General features: G+C 31.5%; 18 protein-coding genes and 1 CRISPR repeat array. Of the genes, 16 read left to right on the plus strand and 2 right to left on the minus strand.

Annotated elements, in window-relative coordinates; all coding sequences use genetic code 11:
• Positions 1–42: 42 nt before the first annotated feature.
• From PP176A_RS00625 to cas2, 13 genes are all read left to right on the plus strand, one after another.
• The gene (locus PP176A_RS00625) at positions 43–1,278 is read left to right on the plus strand and encodes a DNA polymerase Y family protein (protein ID WP_071138505.1); all 1,236 of its coding nucleotides are present in this window, start codon (positions 43–45) and stop codon (positions 1,276–1,278) included.
• 11 nt (positions 1,279–1,289) lie between these two features.
• Positions 1,290–1,607 (plus strand): hypothetical protein, encoded by a 318-nt coding sequence (locus tag PP176A_RS00630; protein WP_071138506.1) that lies wholly within the window; start codon positions 1,290–1,292, stop codon positions 1,605–1,607.
• Positions 1,608–1,724: 117 nt separating this feature from the next.
• Entirely contained in the window at positions 1,725–2,285 is a 561-nt protein-coding gene (locus tag PP176A_RS00635) for a hypothetical protein (protein WP_071138507.1), read from the plus strand.
• Positions 2,286–2,557: 272 nt separating this feature from the next.
• On the plus strand, positions 2,558–2,992 hold the full coding sequence (locus tag PP176A_RS00640) for a sigma-70 family RNA polymerase sigma factor (RefSeq protein WP_071138508.1): 435 nt from the start codon (positions 2,558–2,560) through the stop codon (positions 2,990–2,992).
• Positions 2,993–3,429: 437 nt separating this feature from the next.
• Positions 3,430–3,660, plus strand: coding sequence for a hypothetical protein (locus tag PP176A_RS00645; protein ID WP_071138509.1), 231 nt, complete (start codon positions 3,430–3,432; stop codon positions 3,658–3,660).
• 100 nt (positions 3,661–3,760) lie between these two features.
• A complete protein-coding gene (locus PP176A_RS00650; protein ID WP_071138510.1) occupies positions 3,761–5,437 on the plus strand; it encodes a recombinase family protein in 1,677 nt (558 codons plus the stop codon).
• Positions 5,430–7,097: a recombinase family protein gene (locus PP176A_RS00655; protein WP_071138511.1), complete on the plus strand. Its 1,668-nt coding sequence runs from the start codon at positions 5,430–5,432 to the stop codon at positions 7,095–7,097. The genes PP176A_RS00650 and PP176A_RS00655 overlap by 8 nt, the downstream gene beginning before the upstream one ends.
• Positions 7,090–8,577 carry a recombinase family protein gene (locus PP176A_RS00660; RefSeq protein WP_071138512.1) on the plus strand — a complete coding sequence of 496 codons (1,488 nt, stop codon included), beginning with the start codon at positions 7,090–7,092 and terminating at the stop codon, positions 8,575–8,577. The genes PP176A_RS00655 and PP176A_RS00660 overlap by 8 nt, the downstream gene beginning before the upstream one ends.
• A 206-nt stretch (positions 8,578–8,783) precedes the next feature.
• Positions 8,784–9,953: a GTPase gene (locus PP176A_RS00665; protein WP_071138513.1), complete on the plus strand. Its 1,170-nt coding sequence runs from the start codon at positions 8,784–8,786 to the stop codon at positions 9,951–9,953.
• Positions 9,954–10,155: 202 nt separating this feature from the next.
• Positions 10,156–11,703: a CRISPR-associated helicase Cas3' gene (cas3, locus tag PP176A_RS00670; protein WP_255401372.1), complete on the plus strand. Its 1,548-nt coding sequence runs from the start codon at positions 10,156–10,158 to the stop codon at positions 11,701–11,703.
• Between the two features lie 59 nt (positions 11,704–11,762).
• Positions 11,763–12,254: a CRISPR-associated protein Cas4 gene (gene cas4, locus PP176A_RS00675; RefSeq protein WP_071138515.1), complete on the plus strand. Its 492-nt coding sequence runs from the start codon at positions 11,763–11,765 to the stop codon at positions 12,252–12,254.
• A gap of 13 nt (positions 12,255–12,267) precedes the next feature.
• Positions 12,268–13,260: a type I-B CRISPR-associated endonuclease Cas1b gene (gene cas1b, locus PP176A_RS00680; protein ID WP_071138585.1), complete on the plus strand. Its 993-nt coding sequence runs from the start codon at positions 12,268–12,270 to the stop codon at positions 13,258–13,260.
• A 13-nt stretch (positions 13,261–13,273) separates the two neighbouring features.
• Positions 13,274–13,537 (plus strand): CRISPR-associated endonuclease Cas2, encoded by a 264-nt coding sequence (gene cas2 / locus PP176A_RS00685; RefSeq protein WP_071138516.1) that lies wholly within the window; start codon positions 13,274–13,276, stop codon positions 13,535–13,537.
• A 190-nt stretch (positions 13,538–13,727) separates the two neighbouring features.
• Positions 13,728–14,209: direct repeats of the CRISPR family, unit length 30 nt; unit sequence ATTTATAATACCTAATGAGGAATTGAAACT.
• Positions 14,210–14,299: 90 nt separating this feature from the next.
• Here the strand turns inward: cas2 and PP176A_RS00690 are convergent.
• Complete coding sequence (locus PP176A_RS00690; protein ID WP_071138517.1) at positions 14,300–14,524, minus strand: hypothetical protein; 225 nt, start codon at positions 14,522–14,524, stop codon at positions 14,300–14,302.
• A gap of 384 nt (positions 14,525–14,908) precedes the next feature.
• On the opposite strand from PP176A_RS00690, the gene PP176A_RS00695 reads away from it, so the two are divergent.
• Positions 14,909–16,042, plus strand: a complete 1,134-nt coding sequence (locus PP176A_RS00695; RefSeq protein ID WP_071138518.1) for a pyridoxal-phosphate-dependent aminotransferase family protein — start codon at positions 14,909–14,911, stop codon at positions 16,040–16,042.
• A gap of 26 nt (positions 16,043–16,068) precedes the next feature.
• Here the strand turns inward: PP176A_RS00695 and PP176A_RS00700 are convergent, their stop codons facing one another.
• Positions 16,069–16,662 carry an SOS response-associated peptidase gene (locus tag PP176A_RS00700; RefSeq protein WP_200795929.1) on the minus strand — a complete coding sequence of 198 codons (594 nt, stop codon included), beginning with the start codon at positions 16,660–16,662 and terminating at the stop codon, positions 16,069–16,071.
• 107 nt (positions 16,663–16,769) lie between these two features.
• On the opposite strand from PP176A_RS00700, the gene PP176A_RS00705 reads away from it, so the two are divergent.
• Both PP176A_RS00705 and PP176A_RS00710 read left to right on the plus strand, forming a co-directional pair.
• A complete protein-coding gene (locus PP176A_RS00705; protein WP_071138520.1) occupies positions 16,770–17,186 on the plus strand; it encodes a DUF1648 domain-containing protein in 417 nt (138 codons plus the stop codon).
• A 49-nt stretch (positions 17,187–17,235) separates the two neighbouring features.
• The gene (locus PP176A_RS00710; RefSeq protein ID WP_071138521.1) at positions 17,236–17,928 is read left to right on the plus strand and encodes a B3/B4 domain-containing protein; all 693 of its coding nucleotides are present in this window, start codon (positions 17,236–17,238) and stop codon (positions 17,926–17,928) included.
• Positions 17,929–18,285: the final 357 nt, after the last annotated feature.

Below are 18,285 nucleotides of genomic sequence, written 5' to 3' on the forward strand. Positions count from 1 at the left end.
TTCTATTGTACAATAGCCGACAGTGACTGTCAAGGGAGTCTAATGGAAAGGATAATTTTACATGTAGATATGAACAACTGCTATGCTTCCATAGAGGCTAAACTTAATCCCAAGCTAAAGGGTCTGCCCTTGGCCGTATGTGGAAGAAGAGAAGACAGGCATGGAATAGTATTAGCTAAATCACAAGAGGCCAAGATCCTGGGAGTAAAGACAGGGGAGGCCATATGGCAGGCCAGGCTTAAGTGTCCTGATCTTTTAATAGTTCCACCTAACTATGATGAGTATTTAAAACATTCTAGGTGGGCCAGGGAGATCTACTATGATTATTCTAACCAGGTAGAACCCTATGGCATAGATGAATGTTGGATAGATGTAACAGGATCTACCCATCTTTATGGTAGTGGTAGGGACATAGGAGAGGAAATAAGGGAGAGAATAAAAAGGGAGTTAGGAATTACAGTTAGTGTAGGAGTATCCTTTAATAAGATTTTAGCCAAGCTAGGTTCAGATATGAAAAAGCCTGATGCTGTGACTGAAATCCCTAAGGAAAGCTTTAAGGACCTGGTTTGGAATTTACCAGTGGAAGAACTTTTAGGAGTAGGTAGGGCTAGTAAGAAAAAATTAAATAGGCTTATGGTTTTTACTATAGGAGACTTGGCTAAGGCAGATCCTGACCTTCTTAGGTCTAAGCTAGGAGTTAATGGAGTCTATCTTTGGAATTATGCCAATGGTAGAGACATAAGTTCTGTATCTGATAGGGACTATAGGCCACCTGTAAAGTCAGTGGGAAGGGGTATAACCACTACTGAAGACCTTGAAAATAATCTGGAAGTCTATAGGGTCTTTAAAGAGCTATCCTTTGGAGTATCCAAGTCCCTTAGGTCTTATGGATTTTTAGCAGGAGGTATTCAAATAAGTGTAAAGGATAAGGATTTAATTTCAAGACAGTATCAAAGGCAGCTTACGAATCCATCTCTTGCTTCTTCAATATTAACAGAAGAGGCCTATGATTTATTTCTTCAAAGTTACTCTTGGGAAAAATCCATTAGGGCTTTGACCATTAGAGCTATTAACCTAAGGGATGAAAGGTCTGGTAGTCAATTAAGCTTCTATGCTGATTATGACCAGTTAGTAAAAAAAGAAAAATTAGATGACACCTTCTTTAAAATTAGGGAAAGGTTTGGAGATTATTCTATTTCCTACGCAGGTCTTATGGGGGACATTAAGATACCAAAGGATAGAAATGAAATAGTCACCTTACCTGGTGGAACAAGATAGGGGGAAAGCCTATGGCAAAAGAAAAGGATGAAATAGAAGAAAATACTTATGGTCCTGGAAGATATGAAGACCTTATAGGTATTAAAGGATATAAGGCAAAAGGCCAGGTGGTAACTTATATAGCAGATGACAGTGAGGGAATCTTACCCTATGGAATAATTAAGGGTAGTTTAATTTTTATAGATACTAAGGCTAAGTACAAAAAAGGAGACCTTATAATTATCAAAGATACAAGAAATAAAAGAGATGGAGTCAGGATAACAAAGGCAGTTTTTGGCAAAGAAAAAGACTTTATGGGAAGGATATTCCTAGTTACAACAATATATTAAGGGAGTGATAAGAAATGATTGCTAGTGAAAATTCCTGGGATATTACGGAATGGGTATTCTGGGATTTAGTGGACTTGTATATAAGAAATTATATTTTGGGTATGAGGAGGAGAGGTCATGGAACTGAATAAATTAATTAGAGAATATAAGCTTGAAGATATTGATAAGAGAAAGTTAAGGGAAGATATGAAACTTCTCCTAAGCTTGTATCGTAAAGTAGATTTCCATATTCAAGACCATATAGAAAACTTAGATCAGGTATTTGTGGAAACAAAAAGAAGACATTTAGATGAGCTTATTTTGTCTGTATTAGAAATAGATAAGGATATAGATATAGAAAAGGTTGAAAGCCAGCTTTTAAGCACACAACAAAGTATTTTTTTACTTAAGCTAATGGATGATGCCTTATCAAGATTGAGGACTTATCCTAATAAAGGAGAAATTTATGCTGATATTATAGCTTATAAATATTTTGAGAAAAAAATAAGAAGTAATGAAGAAATATCTGAATTACTTTTAATTTCAAGATCTAGCTACTACAGGTATATGAATAAAGCCATAATCATTTATGGTGTAATGCTTTTTGGATATAGTATTTTTAATCGGTCTTATGAAGACAGGTCAAATATGAATCTTAAGGTAGCAGAAGATAAGATGGCTTATACAGTGGAAGGTTAAGTGAGACTTTTGTGAGACTAAAATGGGACAAAATTGGAACTTCCTTGGTACTGTATTGAGACTCAAAGCCTGTTACACTCTATATAATAGGTGGCCTCTGTTTTAAAAAGCAGAGGTTTTTTAATACCTAAATATAAGGCTTAAGTAGGGCAAGTGGTTATCCACCTGTCCTTTTTTTATGCCTAAATTGGGGTGGAACAGATGATTGGGATTAGAGGACCACCTCCTAGTGAATTTTTATTTAAAAATTTAAATTCATAGGAGGAAAGAAAATGAAAGATAAAAAGAATTATTATTTATTTCTTGGAGATTTGAAGGTAGATGTATCAGAAGAAGTCTATAAGGGTTACTGGCAGGAAACTAATAGAGAAAACTATCTTAAAAGATTGGATAAGGAAAATAGGCTAGGATATTTTTCAGAATTTGTTTCGGATGAAGTAGGTAGAAGCATGGAAGAAAGACTAATAGACAAAGCTGTTGACCTAGAGAAATTGGTAGAAGTAAAAATACAAATAGAAGCACTTAATAGAGCCTTGGATAATTTAAGCCCAGAAGAAAGGGAAATTATCCAGGCTCTTTTTTATGAAGAAATTCCCCAAAGAGACCTGGCAAAAAAACTAAATATCAGCCAAGGAGCAGTCTTTAGGAGGAAAGAGAAAATCTTAAGGAAACTAAAAGTCCTTTTAGAAGATTGGAAAGAAAAATAAGAAATTTTATAAAAAGGCGAATCATAAGAGAGCTTTTTTCACTGTTATATATAAGGGGCAATTTCAGCCCCTTATATAAAAATATAAATTATATATTTTGAACTTTGACAACTTAATAGACCAAGACAGGACATTATCCGTTTAAGGAGCCAGTATGAAACTACGCCATGACCATTCTGCTAAAGGTAAACTTTGGTTTAAATGAACACCTGCATAAAGCTAAGTGCAAGGGATATAAGGATGTGAGCGATAAATAGTTTGCTACAAAAAAGTATTGGCAAAACTTTTTGCAAAAATCTAGACGGTGATAATGATACTTCTATACGTTGTTGCTTCCCGCCGGGAAAAGGGGAGAGGTGAAATTCCTATGTAGCTGCCAAAGCACCTGTCAATGTCATAAAACTTAAATAAAATTTAAAGAAAGAAGAGGTAAGGAAATGGAAAAAATTAAAGAAACAAAACAAAACTCTTCTTCTCTTAATGAAAAATATAAAGATGAACAATCAGTGGGAGCATATTTGGATCAAAAATTACAAGAGATTCCTGAAGATAAAAAGAATGTTTTTATAGAGGTAGGAGATGTTCTTGTTAATTGCTGTATAGGAAATACAAAAGTTAGTATAGATGATTTTATATCAGATTTATGTAGATTAGAATTAAGGATCTAAGGGCTGACAGATATATATAAGTGCGGTAAGATAAATTTATAAAGTTTCTGAAATCCTTAATAAATTGCACCCTAAATAATTTATTAAGGAGAGTGTAGAGATGAAAAAGACCGAGGCTTATATGTATCTTCGTTTATCAAGAGATGATGGAGATGAAGGTGAGAGTAATTCTATAGGTAATCAAAGAGAGCTTATAAAAAGCTATGCTGACAAGGCAGGATTTGAAATTATCAAGGAGTACATTGATGATGGCTTTACAGGTTCAAACTTTGAAAGACCAAATTTTAAAAAGATGCTTAGCGACCTTGAAAAGAAAAGCTGCAAAACAATCATAGTAAAAGACCTTTCTAGATTTGGAAGAGATTATATTGAATCGGGAAAATTTCTTCAGAAGATTTTTCCACAAATGGGAGTCAGATTTATATCAGTAAATGATAACTATGATAGTGATAGTGCTGATGTAAATGACACACATCTTATTCTTCCTATAAAAAATTTTATTAATGATAGTTATTGCAGGGATATATCTATGAAGGTTAAAAGCTCACAAAAGACAAAATGGCAAAGGGGAGAATTTATAGGCTCATTTGCCCCATATGGTTATGAGAAAAATAGTAAAAGAAAAAACCATCTTGTAGTTGATAAGAATGTAGCTCATGTTATTAGAAAGATTTTTGAAATGAAGGTGGAAGGTTATTCATCACAGGCCATAGCAGATGAACTTAATAGACTAGGAATCCAGACTCCACAGGCATATAAGGAGAGTAATGGTTCTAACTTTACTACAGGCTTTGCCAGTAATAAAAGCAAGTGGCAGGCCAAGATGATAAACAGAATTATTGAAAGTAGAGTTTATCTTGGAGACCTGGAGCAGGGCAAGAGAACCAAGCTAAATTATAAGTCTAATAAGGAAATCAAGGTTATAGAGGATGACTGGATTAGGGTTGAAGGAACCCATGAAGCTATAATTACAGAAACAATGTTTAATGTGGCTAATAAAATGATGGAAAGGGATATTCTTAATAGAAAATCTAAACCCGATTTTTTAACCGGGCTTCTTTACTGTGCCGATTGTGGCAACCAATTAGTGAGAAGGAAACAAAAAACGAAGGATGGGCAAAAAATATATTATATATGTGGTTTATATAATAGGGGAAAGGGATGCTCAAGGCATAGCATTAAGGAAGAGGATATCCTAACTTCCCTAGACTATATTTTAAAAGAGCATATCAAATACCAAGAAGAATTATTTTCAAGAATTAAGGAAAAAGATTTAAGTAAATCAGAATATGACCTTGACCTAGATGACCTACTTGCTGAAAAGAAAAAGTATGAAACCCTTAGACGTTCTCTTTATATGGATCTAGAAGAAGAACTTATTGATGAAGAAGAATTTGGATCCTTTAGAAAGTCCTATCAATTAAAGATAAAAGAAATAGAGAGACAAATTACAAATAGGAAGAAAGCCTATAATGATTTAGAAGAGATACTTAATTCCAAGGAAAACTGGCTAACAGGCCTTGAAAAGTATAAAAACATTGAAAGTATAAATAGGCAGACCCTTGTATTCTTTGTTGATCGTATATTGGTAGGGGAAAAGGATGAAGAAGGTAGACCAAGAATAACAGTATTCTTTAACGATATGGAAAAACTAGATATATTAAAGAGGATTTTAAGGGGAAGTAAAAAGGGAAAAACTTCTAATCTTGTATCTTTCAATAGTATGGCTATAAAAGGACTATCCACTGAAAGAGAGGGGGTAGCTCTTTATGGCTAGAGTATCAAGAAGAGATTTAATTAAGACAGAAGAGAAAGCAACCATTAATTCATCTAGGGTAGGAATCTATACAAGGCTTTCCCAGGAGAGAAAAGAAGAGTGGAGAAATAAATCATATTCAATAGAGGCCCAAATAGAAATCTGCCAAGAGTATATAAATAAGGAAAATATGACCCTAGTTAAGGTTTATACAGACTATGAATATTCGGGAACTAATTTTGATAGGCCAGGTTATATTGAAATGATGAATGATGTTAGAAGTGGCTTTATAAACTGCATTATAATTAGGGATCTATCAAGGCTTGGTAGGGAACATCTTGAAATGGGAAGGCTTGTAGATAAGGTATTTCCCTTCTTGGGAGTCAGATTTATCTCTGTAATAGATAAGATTGACACAGAAAAAGGAATAGATGCAAAATTATCTTTTGAAATGCTAATAAAGAACCTTATTAATGATATGTATGCAAAGGATATATCCCATAAGGTTAGAACTAGCAGGAAGGTTCATGCTAGTCAGGGCTTCTTTATAGGTTCAAATCCACCTTTTGGCTATAGGGTAGTAAGAAAAGACGGTGGTAGAAGGTTAGAGCCTGATGAGGTAAGTATGAAAATAGTCCAAAGAATTTTTAACATGTATATTGAAGGAAATAGTACACTTAAAATTGCCAAAGACCTTAATGAAGAAAATATTTCCACATCAAGCACCTATAATAAAACAGGTAACATTATAAGGGAACCAGGTCAGCCACAGTGGAGAAAGGGCACTATTGCCAATATGCTAAGGCAAAGAGTTTATACAGGCTGCCTTGTTCAAGGTACTAAGGAAAATGTCCAAGGGAAAAAGTCTGGTCATTATAGGCGAAAACCTAAAGAGGAATGGATTGTTGTAGAAAATGCCCACGAAGCAATTATTTCAGAAGAAGTATTTAATATGGCCCAGGAGATACTTGATAATAATAAAGAGAAATCTGAATTTAAAATAACAAGACATGATATGAAAAGAGATCCAATTAACAAATACAAGGGTGTAATTTTTGATGCAAATACGAACCTACTTTTAGTTAGAAATGGAGTAAGAAGTAATAAGAAAAGTACCAAGTTTTACTATTATAAGTTCACAAATGAAGAAAACAATGGTATCTTGCTTGAAACTCCTTATATTTCAATAATGGAAAGTGACATAGATAAGCTAGTGCTAGAAAGATTAAAGGGTGTCCTTAGTATTGAAGCAAGTGGTAAGGACTGTAAGGATAGAATTATTGATATAAGCAAGATGAAACAAGAGATAGTAGAGAAAAATAGGAAGTCTATTTCTCTTAAGATTTCAAAACTTAATTCAGACCTAAAGAGATTATATGAGGATTATAGTTTGGGAAAGATTGAGAAAGAAGACTATCTTGAAAAAAGAAAATTAAATAGAAAAAGCCTAACCATCTATGAAAAAAGCTTAAGTGATCTTGATCTTGAAATTCTTTCAATAGAAGCCCAAGCTGAAGAGGAGATAGGATTATTTGATAGTCTCTTTTCCAATAAAGATTTTAAGCTAGATGAAAGTATTGTTCAGAAATATATTGAAAGAATTGATGTCTATGATAATGAAAGAATAGAAATTAGCTTAAAAGGCTTTCTAGGTGGAAGGGAGATGAGGTCAAGTGATTAATCTTGCTATTTATTTGAGGATATCTGTACTGGAAAAAGAAAATTTAAGCCATACAGATGACACTATAAATTCTCAAAGGAATATTATTAAAAGCTTTATCTTCGGTGACCCAGAACTTAAAAAGGCAAATATAGAAGAGTATATTGATGAGGGCTATAGTGGTAGCACTACTTCAAGACCTGGCCTAGATAAGCTTCTTTTAAAGGTAAAACAAGGAAAGGTAAATTGTATTATTGTAAAAGATATGTCAAGATTTATGAGAAATTATATAGAAATGGGTGACTATCTTGAAAATATCTTTCCCTTTATGGGAGTTAGATTTATAGCAATTAATGATGGCTATGATAGTAGTAATGAAGTTCAAAATGGAACTGAACTGGATATACAGTTTAAAAACCTTCTTAATGATTATTATAGTAGGGATATTTCAGAGAAAATGACAACAGCCTTACTTGTTGCTAAAAAGCAGGGTAAATACACATCTGGAGTGCCACCCTATGGTTATTTAAAAGATCCAGAGGACAATTATAAGCTTATAGTAGATGGAAAGGTTGCTGATAATGTTAGGTACATCTTCCAACTGATTATAGAAGGACATAGCCTAAATGAAACAGCTAAAATTCTTAATAACGAGGGTGTTATTACAGCAAGAGCTAGAAGAAAAGAAATTAAAGGTTATGACTCCTATGCTACTAGACATGAATCAACAGTAGAGCAAACAATTTGGGTTGCTGGTATGGTTAGAAGAATAGTAAATAATGAAGCCTATACTGGGACTTTTGTTTTTAATAAGTCAACCAAAAGTAAGTTGGATGGAGGTAAGGTAATTCACCATCCAGAAAAGGATTGGGTAAGGGTATATGATAATCATGAGCCTATTGTAGATAAAGAGATCTATGATGAGGCTAATAGAATTTTGAAGTCAAGAAAAAAGAATATTAAGTTTAAATGGGGTAAAAGCAAGTATGAAAATAGCCCTTTAGCATCTTTTGTAAGATGTAACAAATGTGGCTATAAAATCAGATTTTCTAAAAGTACAAATGGAGGGAAATTAACTAGCATAAATGTTTACTGCCATCATTGTAGAATGCTTGAACAAGAAGAAAAACTCCCCCACCATAAGGACCTGGAAAGGGAAGTATTTGAAGATCTAAAAAGTAAGTTTCATATAGATAAGACAGAAAAAGAAAAACTTCTAGCTGAACAAAAAGAACTTTATGATAAGAATGACCAACTACTGAAGAAGAAAAGGCTAGAGTTTGAGAATTATAAGTTTGGCAAAATCTCAAGAGAAGATTTTATGGAAATAAAAAACCAAATACAAGATTCAGAAGAAGAAAATAAAAAGCGTATCCAAGCAATAGATGAAGAGCTTAAACAAGCAGGGAGCATAGACAGTCTTACTAAAGATATTGTAGAGAAATACATTGATAGAATTTATATTTCAGGAAAGGGTATAGAAAGAATAGAATATCAATAGTACAATAGAAGGAGATCCATAGTAGGGTCTCCTTTATAAAATATATTACAGATATTTTATAAAATATCCTAATATGAGAAGAATAGAAGTATACAGAGAAATAGTGGTGGCTGTTTTAGATTCTACAAATAAGATACAGAGAAAGAAAATCAAAATTATATTTTAATAAAATATAATTTATCAAGTATGATTGGAGGAGAGCAGCAGTGGAAAAAGGGAATGTATTATTGATTGGTAATTCTGGTGTAGGGAAATCGACTTTAATTAACTCGATTTTAGGAGAGAGATTAGCTGATACTGGAGTTGGAATAGAAGGTGTAACTAAGGATGTAAGAGTTTATGAAAAGGAAGGAATTCCCTTTCGATTAATTGATACTGCAGGTTTGGAGCCATCATATTTAAAACAGAGAAAAACTATAAATGAAATAAAAAAATGGTCAGCAAAAAGTGCAAAAGAAGGTTATAAAAACAATCAAGTTAATCTTATATGGTTTTGTGTAGATGGGACATCAAAAAAACTATTTATCGAAACAATTAAGAGGTTATCTAAGTCAGTAAGTATATGGAAGACTGTACCTATAATAATAGTAATAACAAAATCTTATTCTCAAATAGAGAAAGAAGAGAATATTAAAATGGTAAAAGAGGCTTTTGAGAGACAAAAGCACTTTTCGAAAAACTTGAAAGGAATTATTCCGGTCGTGGCTGATACTTATCAGATTAATGAAGAAATTTTTGTTGCACCCGAAGGAATTGATGAACTTATAGATCTAACAAATTCATTGATGCCTGAAGGTATAGAGGCTGGAAAGGCAGATATAAGTGCATTTAAGCTTAATCAGAAGAAATTTCTAGCTCACGGATTGGTAGGTATTTCAACAACAAGTGCTGTTGTAATAGGGGCTATACCTATTCCTTTTCCAGATGCAAGTTTGTTAGCTCCTATAGAACTCGCTACTGTAAATACACTTGCAAAAATATTTGAGATAAATAAGATGGAGGATTCAGATATCTTTATTAATCATATCTTAGAGATGGGAGTTTTGAGTTTAATAGGGAAAAATGCGGTATCCTATTTAAAAGGTGTGCCAGGAATTAATTTAGGAGCTAGTGTGATTAATGCTATTGTTGCTGGAAGTATTGTTATGACACTTGGCCAAATCACAATATATGCTTTTGAACAGGTTTATTTAGGCAAAAAAACTATGAGAGATATTGACTGGTTGAAAAAATTAATGGAATCAAGTTTTTCTTCTAAGTTTATGGATATATTAAAAGAAATTACTAAAAAGGTCGAGAGTAACAAGGATAAAGATAATATAGCAAATATAATAATAGATGTTTTTAAAAATCATTTTAATGGTTCGGAAAATTAATAACAGAATATATTATACCTAAATGGACTAATTAGATTCTTAAAATTGGGGAGATAAAAATCAAGTATAGATTAGAAAATCAGAAATTAAATAGTTAGAAGAACACATCGAAGATAGGCTAAATTAAAAGACTTATATAATAGGAAATAGGTATTATTGATTAGGCTAATAAAATAATTATAAAAAAGTTTGTGTCATACCCTTGACACGAGAGGGTTCTGGAAAAACCATGGCAGGTTTTTTTGCGGCATTGAAATTGAAAGAGTTGAATCCTGAACTAAAAAAAATCATATATGTTCTTCCTTATACTTCAATTATAGACCAAAATTATAATGACATCAGGGATTTATATATTGCTGATGAGAATGTAAAGAATAATGAATATCATTATATTATGAAACATCATCATCTGAGCAATTATGAAAAAGATCGGGATGATGAGATCTACAATGCGGCGGATTATCAAACTTTTATGGAAAATTGGGAGAGTGGGGTTATCGTTACCACATTTGTACAGTTTTTAGAAACCGCTGTAGGGGCAAGAAATAAAATGCTGAAAAAATTTTATGCCCTTAAGGATTCCATTGTACTAATGGATGAAGTTCAAGCTGTAAATATAAAATATTTTGAACTGCTGAATTATGTTTTTGATAAATTGTCAGAGGACCTAAACTGTCATATTATAATAATGACAGCAACAAAACCTCTGTTTTTCCCGAAAGCCTTTGAACTTTTGGATAATTACGAAGATTATTTTCATATGTTTAACAGAACCCAAATTGTATGCAAGTTAGATGAAGACATGACTTTAGAGGGATTTTGCGATTATTTCGGCGAAAATATAGGGGACAAGTCATATATGATAGTGGTGAATACAATTAATCAGTCTCTTAAATTGTATAATTTGATAAATAAAATGCTTAAGTCTAATAATGAATACGGACATCAACTTTATTATCTGTCTACAAATTTGATTCCTAAGCATCGTGTGGAGAGGATAGCTACAGTTAAGGATAAATTAGATCATAAAGAAAAAGTCATTTTAGTTACTACCCAAGTAGTAGAAGCAGGGGTTAATTTAGACTTTGATGAAGTGTATAGAGACATTGCTCCTCTTGATTCAATAATACAATGTGCGGGAAGATGCAATAGAAATAACCGAGGATTTATAGGAAATGTAAACCTAATAAAAATGGTAGGAGAAGACGGAAGGACTTTCGGAGAAAAAATTTATGGATTGGATACTATCAATGTAGTTGACGAGATTTTGGGGCCGTATGAAAAAGTTGAAGAAAAAGATTACTTGCAACTTATAAATGAATACTATAAAAAAATAAGCGATATAAAATCCCAGCAGCCTTCAAAGAATTTCATTAAATCGATACAGGAAATGAATTTTGACGAAAATGACAAATGGGAAGTAGGGCATTTTTCTTTAATAGAAGAAAACAGAGGATATTTGGATGTATTTATAGAGTATGATGAAAAGGCTGAAAATTTGCTTAAAGAATATAAAAACTGCTATGAAATACAGGATATAAATGAAAGGCAGAAAAAACTTATTCCTATTAGAAAGGAGATGCAGCAGTATTTTATATCGATGCCGGAGAAGTATTGGAGGACACTTGATAAATTTACCGTTACTCCGGAATATGAAATACTTTATATACCGAGGAGTGGAATAGGTAGTTATTATGATGACATGACAGGCTATAAAAGAGAAGAAGATGACAGTATGTTCTTTTTCTAATATATTTATTCAAATTTTGCATGTTTAATAATTAATTTTTTAAGGATTCAGGTGATATTATGGAGGTAAACGGTACTTTAATCTGGTATTACAATATATGCAAAAGAGAAGTGTGGCTCATGTCGAGAAATATTGTTCCGGATCAAAATGATGAAAACATAGATTTTGGAAGATTTCTCCATGAGCAAACGTATAAAAGGAATAAGAAGGAGATAGCATTTGGTAATGTCAAATTTGATGTTATATTAAATACTAAAGAAAAACTTGTAATAGGAGAAACCAAAAAAACTTCAAAGTACAGTCAGGCATCGAAATGGCAGTTACTTTATTATCTTAAGGTATTAAAAGATGCGGGAATAGATGCTGAAGGAGCGTTGCTTTATCCTGAAGAAAAAAAGAGAACAGAAGTTATTTTAAATGAAGAGACTTTGCAAGAACTTGAGGTAATGAAGAATAGTATTGTTGATATTATACAAAAGGAAATTCCACCTAAAGTTGAAAAATGTAAATTTTGCCATAATTGTGGATACAATGAATATTGTTATTCTTAAGGAGGTCGGAATAGTGAAGAAGGATATGTTTATTTTTAATAATGGCAGGTTGTGCCGAAAGGATAATACATTAATGTTCGAAGGAGAAGAAGGAAAAAAGTATATTCCAGTGAATAACGTAGAGTCAATTTATATTTTTGGAGAAGTTGATGTAAATAAAAGCTTTCTTGAATTTGCATGCTCAAATAAAATTACAATCCATCTTTTCAATTACTATGAATATTATGTGGGTACTTTTTATCCAAGAGAGTATTTAAATTCCGGCTATGTAATTTTAAAGCAAAGCGAGGCATACTTAAATTATGAGAAAAGGGTTATTATAGCTAAGACATTCATCGATGGTGCTATAAAAAACATACTGCAGGTTTTGAAGTATTATGAGAGGAGAAATTCTAACCTAGAAGGGGAAATAGAAGAAATAACAAATCTTCTTGATACATTGCAGCTCCAGAGTACAATAGAAACTATCATGGCAATTGAAGGCAATGTAAGACAGGTCTACTATAAAAGTTTTAATAAAATTTTGGATGATGAAGACTTTACATTTACTTCCAGGACAAAAAGGCCTCCTAAAGATAGAATTAATTCTCTGATAAGTTTTGGAAATTCTATGCTTTATACTTTGGTTTTATCCCAACTGTATCAGACTCAATTGGATCCTCGTATTGGATATCTGCACAGTACAAATGACAGAAGATTTTCACTTAACCTTGATGTAGCAGAAATTTTTAAACCTATAATAGTTGATAGGACAATATTTTCTGTAATTAATAAGAAAATAATAACTAAAAAAGACTTTAACAAAGATTTGGGAAGCATTATACTTAGTGATGAGGGACGAATGAAATTTATTAAGGAATTTAATGAAAAGCTCGAAACAACAATAAAGTACCCGAATCTCCCTAATCGTGTAAGCTATAAAAGATTGATACGCCTTGAAGCATACAAATTGCAGAAATTTATAACCGAAGATGAACAATATCTACCATTTATAGCTAAATGGTAAGGGATGTGAGATTATGTATATTATTTTAGTATACGATTTTGGAGAAAAAAGAGTAGCTAAAGCATTAAAAACATGTAGAAAATATTTAACTTGGGTTCAAAATTCAGTATTTGAAGGTGAAATTACTGAAGGAGATTTAAAAAAACTAAAAATTGAACTTGAGAACAAAATGGATAAGAATGAGGATTCATTAATTATATATACCTTAAGTAATAACAAATATTCCAATAAGGAAATAATCGGCTGTGAAAAAAATAAACCTACGATATTTTTCTAATGTCGACCTATAATAAGGTAAAAACATCGGGGGATCGACATTTGAAAATTTATAATAAAAAGGCTGATAAATACAGATTAATAGCAAATAACAAATAATTTCATTTAACAAATATTTATATATTGCAATAATATGAATGGCTAACTTTAGCTAAAAATATGGATTTATAATACCTAAGCTAAAAATATGGATTTATAATACCTAATGAGGAATTGAAACAATCTGATAGCCGTATTTCGCTCGATGTTTCCTGATTTATAATACCTAATGAGGAATTGAAACTAATTAAGATAGCCATTATTAAAAGGAGGTTTAAAATTTATAATACCTAATGAGGAATTGAAACCAGCTATATAAAACTATTACTTAGCTTTTTAGAAGCATTTATAATACCTAATGAGGAATTGAAACTACCATAGCATATCATAATTATTTTTAACATGAATTATTTATAATACCTAATGAGGAATTGAAACTGGGAATATATTACAAGCATTTCAATCAAATTAAAAATTTATAATACCTAATGAGGAATTGAAACTTCTTTCTTCTTCCTTGTTTCTTTCCCTTCTTTGTTATTTATAATACCTAATGAGGAATTGAAACTTCGGGAGAGCTCTATGGCCGTTTAAAATACCTGCGATTTATAATACCTAATGAGGAATTGAAACTCTGTACACTTGCGGCCACACTAATCACCTCCTGAAAATTAAGCATAATAAAAGCACTTACTAAATAAAAATAGTGAGTGCTTATTTCTTTCTAAATGTCTATCCCATGCTTTTCTTTTAAAAATTGAATGAATTCTTTATGATATTTTTCTTTTTCTCCCTCCTTTAAAGGTTTGTAGCCTATAGTTGTTCCTCCTGGATTTTGTCCTAATCTTGCTTTAAATTTATCTTCATCTGAAAGTTTTTTATAAGCTTCTCCTTTCTCTTGCTCTGGCAATTTCATAAACTCTTCAAAGGTTAATTTTTTATTATTCATGATATTCCTCCATCATAATATAATATTTACTATTATTTTCAACAATGTCTGATATTCTAAATATTGAACCTCTTTGATATAAAACTTCTTGCTCTTCCGGGTTATATTTAGAAATATCCTTCCCTTGCTTAGAGTTTATTATAAAATATTGTACTTGTCCATCGGGGTTATAAATATTTATAATACCTAATGAGGAATTGAAACTTTACCGTTTCTTCATGTTTAAAATAGATATCCTATCCCCAAACTTTACTTTCCCCAATATAATATTTACACTATAGTTAATTTTATTGACACAGCAAAACTGTAGTGATACTATAAATTTATAAACAATACAATTTTAAAGCGATACGATACGTTTAATAAGTTTTGGGAGGTATTATTTTGAAAAAATCTTTAATAATGACTCCTGGGCCAACGGAGGTTCATGAAGATGTGAGAAGAGCAATGGCCCAGAGTATAACTAATCCGGATTTGGATGTGAATTTTTTTGAATATTACAAGGAAACCTGTGGTAAGCTGAAGAAACTTTTAAATACTAAAGAGGATGTACTTATATTAGATGGCGAAGGAATACTGGGGCTTGAAGCAGCCTGTGCATCTTTAATTGAACCTGGAGATAAAGTACTATGTATAGATAATGGCATATTTGGGAAGGGTTTCGGAGATTTTGCTAAGATATACGGAGCAGAGATTACATATTTTAAGGGAAATTATAGAAGATCCATTGACTTAAAGGAACTAGAAAACTTTTTAGAAAAAGATAATGACTTTAAATTGGCAACTTTAGTCCATTGTGAGACACCTTCTGGTCTTACAAACCCTGTAAGCAAAATATGCCCGCTATTAAAAAAATATGGGATAATTACTGTGGTGGATTCAGTTTCAGGCATTGGAGGAGAACCATTAAAGGTGGATAAATGGCAAATAGACGTAGTCCTCGGAGGAAGCCAAAAATGTATATCCGCATCACCTGGATTGACTTTTTTAAGTATCAGTAAAAAAGCTTGGGATATTATCCTCAACAGAAAAACACCCATTGCATCTTTCTATTGCAATCTGGCAATATGGAAAAACTGGTATGAAGAAAAATACTTTCCTTATACTCCTCCTATAAGTGATATATATGGGCTAAATTGTGCATTGGATAGAGTTTTTAAAAAGGGAGACTATATAGAAAGACATAAAAAAATAGGTACTGCAGTTAGAGAAGCTATAATGAAATCCGGATTGGAACTTTATCCTATAGACGGATATTCAAATACGGTTACCGCAATTTTAATCCCTAAAGGAATTACATTTTCCGATATATATAATCATATGGTGGAAGAACACAATATAATGATAGGAGGAGACTTTGATTGTCTGAAGGATAAGGTTATTAGGATAGGGCATATGGGAGAAAATTGCTATGAAGAAAAGGTTTATATAACTTTAAAGGCATTGGATGAAACATTTAAAAAATATGGAATTAATATAAATGGAAGTTTGCATAAATATTTTGCTGATGCTATGTAGATATACTAAATCATGATAAGCAGAGCTTATTTTATTAATAAGCTCTGCTCATAAGGTTTCAGCAATTCTTTTAAAATCACTGGATTCTTAATATTTATATTGAGCCACAAATCTTCTTTATCTTTAGGCAATATAACAGGCATTCTGTAGTGAATGGATTTCATTTCTTCGTTTGAATCTGTCGTAAGTATAGTAAATGCATAATATTCAACTCCATTATCATCTCTAAATATATTATATAATCCGGCCATAGAAAAAATATCCTCACCTTTAACATATATTCTCCTTTTTATTTTATTATCTCCGGATTTTTCCCATTCAAAAAAACTTGTTGCGGGTATTAAACATCTTTTGTTATAGAAGGAATTTTTAAATGTTGGCTTTATATCGACAGTTTCACTTTTTGAGTTAATTATAGGTCTTTTAGCAAAGCTCGGCATAAATCCCCATTTTAACACTCTAAGTTCATTATACCCCCTGTTTATTATCACAGGAGAAAAATCCGTTGGAAAAATTTCATCCTTAGAATTAAATTCACCGATTTTTTTAATTACTTTATATCTATCTATTAAAAAATCTATATCCACATCCAATGAAAATCTACCGCACATAATTTTCATCCTCTCATTATTTGATTATATATTCTTTATAATATTATTATATAATAGTAATAGATTATTTACCAGGTTATAATAACATATATAAAAAGTGGACAAGGGGCGACAATATGCAGAATAGAATACCAATTAAATTTTGGAGAAATATTGCTGATGTTTTAGTTTTAATAAGTATTATTTTGACCGTCCTTGCTTTAGTTTTTCTTGGAAATGATATTGTTATTCATTGGACAGCCGATGGAATTCCAAATGGAAATATGAATAAATGGATGTTTTTTGTATTTCCGATTTTTACTGTAATGAGCTCGCTTTCCTACAATTCTTGGATGAAGGGTTTAAAGGAAGAGGAAATAGGAGGTGCATTTACTGTATTTTTGACTTATTTATTTGTAGTAGTAGAAACCCATATTTTTCTTCTTAATATTAAGTTAATTAAACCATCTTTTTCTTTGTTACTAATCTTATTTGTGTTTTCTGCTTTGTTTTTTGCAGTTCTTGTTGGTGTACGGTTACGGAGAAACAAATAGAAGGAGTTATCATAAGAAAATTTGTCATTTGAGAGAGGATGACTGAAAAATGAAGATTGAAGTTGATAAAAGGTATTTATTATTTGGATTAATGAATATTGTGGGAGCAATTTTACATAATGTCAACGTAAAAAATGTTTTATCTCCCAAAATTGAACAGAGGATACAAGAACAACAGAATAAAGCTTTAAAATATGATGAAACTGTAATAAAAAATAATAAGATATTGGAAGGATATAGGGCAATGATTAGAAAATCCGGCAGAAGTTTAAAAAAATATCCGCCTACGGCAGAAGCATTAATTAATAATATAAAGGATAGAGGACATATGCCTCGTATTAATAGTATTGTAGATATTTACAATATGGAAGTAATCTCAAATTTTTTATCTATCGGAGCTCATGATTATGATAAAATTTCACAAACATTATGTTTTACTTTTGCTGAAGGTGAAGAAATTTTTTATCCCATAGGCGGAGGAGAAAAAAGAACAGTCAGAGGTGATTTTCTTTATAGGGATGAGAATGATATTTTAGCTTATCTTGATGCTAGAGATTCAGAGCTATATAAGATTTCAGAGGAGACAAAGAATGTTATACTAATTGTTCAGGGAAATGCAAATACAAGTAAAGAATACCGAGAAAATTCTTTAAAACAGATAGTTGAGCAAATAATAGATAATTGCGGAGGTCAGTATGAGATGTTCTCAGTAGATTGTGGTAACAGCATAATAATATCTTAGCTGAAATAATTTAAGACTCTTAAACCTTTTTGAATTGACAAGAGACGAGTAATATAGTAATATCAGCTGTGGATGGGGTTAAAAAAATATTTGAGAAGATGTTTGTTCTTATGGAAAACGTTAATATGAACGCTGTTTTATACATAACAATTAATTCTCTAAGATTTCTTGAAATTTATTTTTTAACAAAATTTATAAAGAGGAAAGAGGAATTATGGACAATCAAATTTTAATTTATGGAATAACTATTATAGCAACGATTATACTGTCGATATTTTTGTATAAAAAATATCATTTAACACGGTATCAATGCTTGATTTTTATCTTATTGGTTTTATTTTGGTCTGCTGTTAATAT

The sequence above is a fragment of the Sporanaerobacter sp. PP17-6a genome (assembly GCF_900095615.1).
In the GTDB taxonomy this organism is placed as follows: Bacteria; Bacillota; Clostridia; order Tissierellales; family Acidilutibacteraceae; genus Acidilutibacter; species Acidilutibacter cellobiosedens.

Bases quoted from the DNA above. Each gene is read 5' to 3' on its own strand.
- PP176A_RS00645 (WP_071138509.1), top strand. From the start codon at position 3,430: ATGGAAAAAATTAAAGAAACAAAACAAAACTCTTCTTCTCTTAATGAA.
- PP176A_RS00710 (WP_071138521.1), top strand. From the start codon at position 17,236: ATGAAGATTGAAGTTGATAAAAGGTATTTATTATTTGGATTAATGAAT.
- PP176A_RS00640 (WP_071138508.1), top strand. From the start codon at position 2,558: ATGAAAGATAAAAAGAATTATTATTTATTTCTTGGAGATTTGAAGGTA.
- cas2 (WP_071138516.1), top strand. From the start codon at position 13,274: ATGTATATTATTTTAGTATACGATTTTGGAGAAAAAAGAGTAGCTAAA.
- PP176A_RS00655 (WP_071138511.1), top strand. From the start codon at position 5,430: ATGGCTAGAGTATCAAGAAGAGATTTAATTAAGACAGAAGAGAAAGCA.
- PP176A_RS00625 (WP_071138505.1), top strand. From the start codon at position 43: ATGGAAAGGATAATTTTACATGTAGATATGAACAACTGCTATGCTTCC.
- cas4 (WP_071138515.1), top strand. From the start codon at position 11,763: ATGGAGGTAAACGGTACTTTAATCTGGTATTACAATATATGCAAAAGA.
- PP176A_RS00630 (WP_071138506.1), top strand. From the start codon at position 1,290: ATGGCAAAAGAAAAGGATGAAATAGAAGAAAATACTTATGGTCCTGGA.
- PP176A_RS00650 (WP_071138510.1), top strand. From the start codon at position 3,761: ATGAAAAAGACCGAGGCTTATATGTATCTTCGTTTATCAAGAGATGAT.
- PP176A_RS00690 (WP_071138517.1), bottom strand. From the start codon at position 14,524: ATGAATAATAAAAAATTAACCTTTGAAGAGTTTATGAAATTGCCAGAG.
- PP176A_RS00700 (WP_200795929.1), bottom strand. From the start codon at position 16,662: ATGAAAATTATGTGCGGTAGATTTTCATTGGATGTGGATATAGATTTT.
- PP176A_RS00705 (WP_071138520.1), top strand. From the start codon at position 16,770: ATGCAGAATAGAATACCAATTAAATTTTGGAGAAATATTGCTGATGTT.
- PP176A_RS00635 (WP_071138507.1), top strand. From the start codon at position 1,725: ATGGAACTGAATAAATTAATTAGAGAATATAAGCTTGAAGATATTGAT.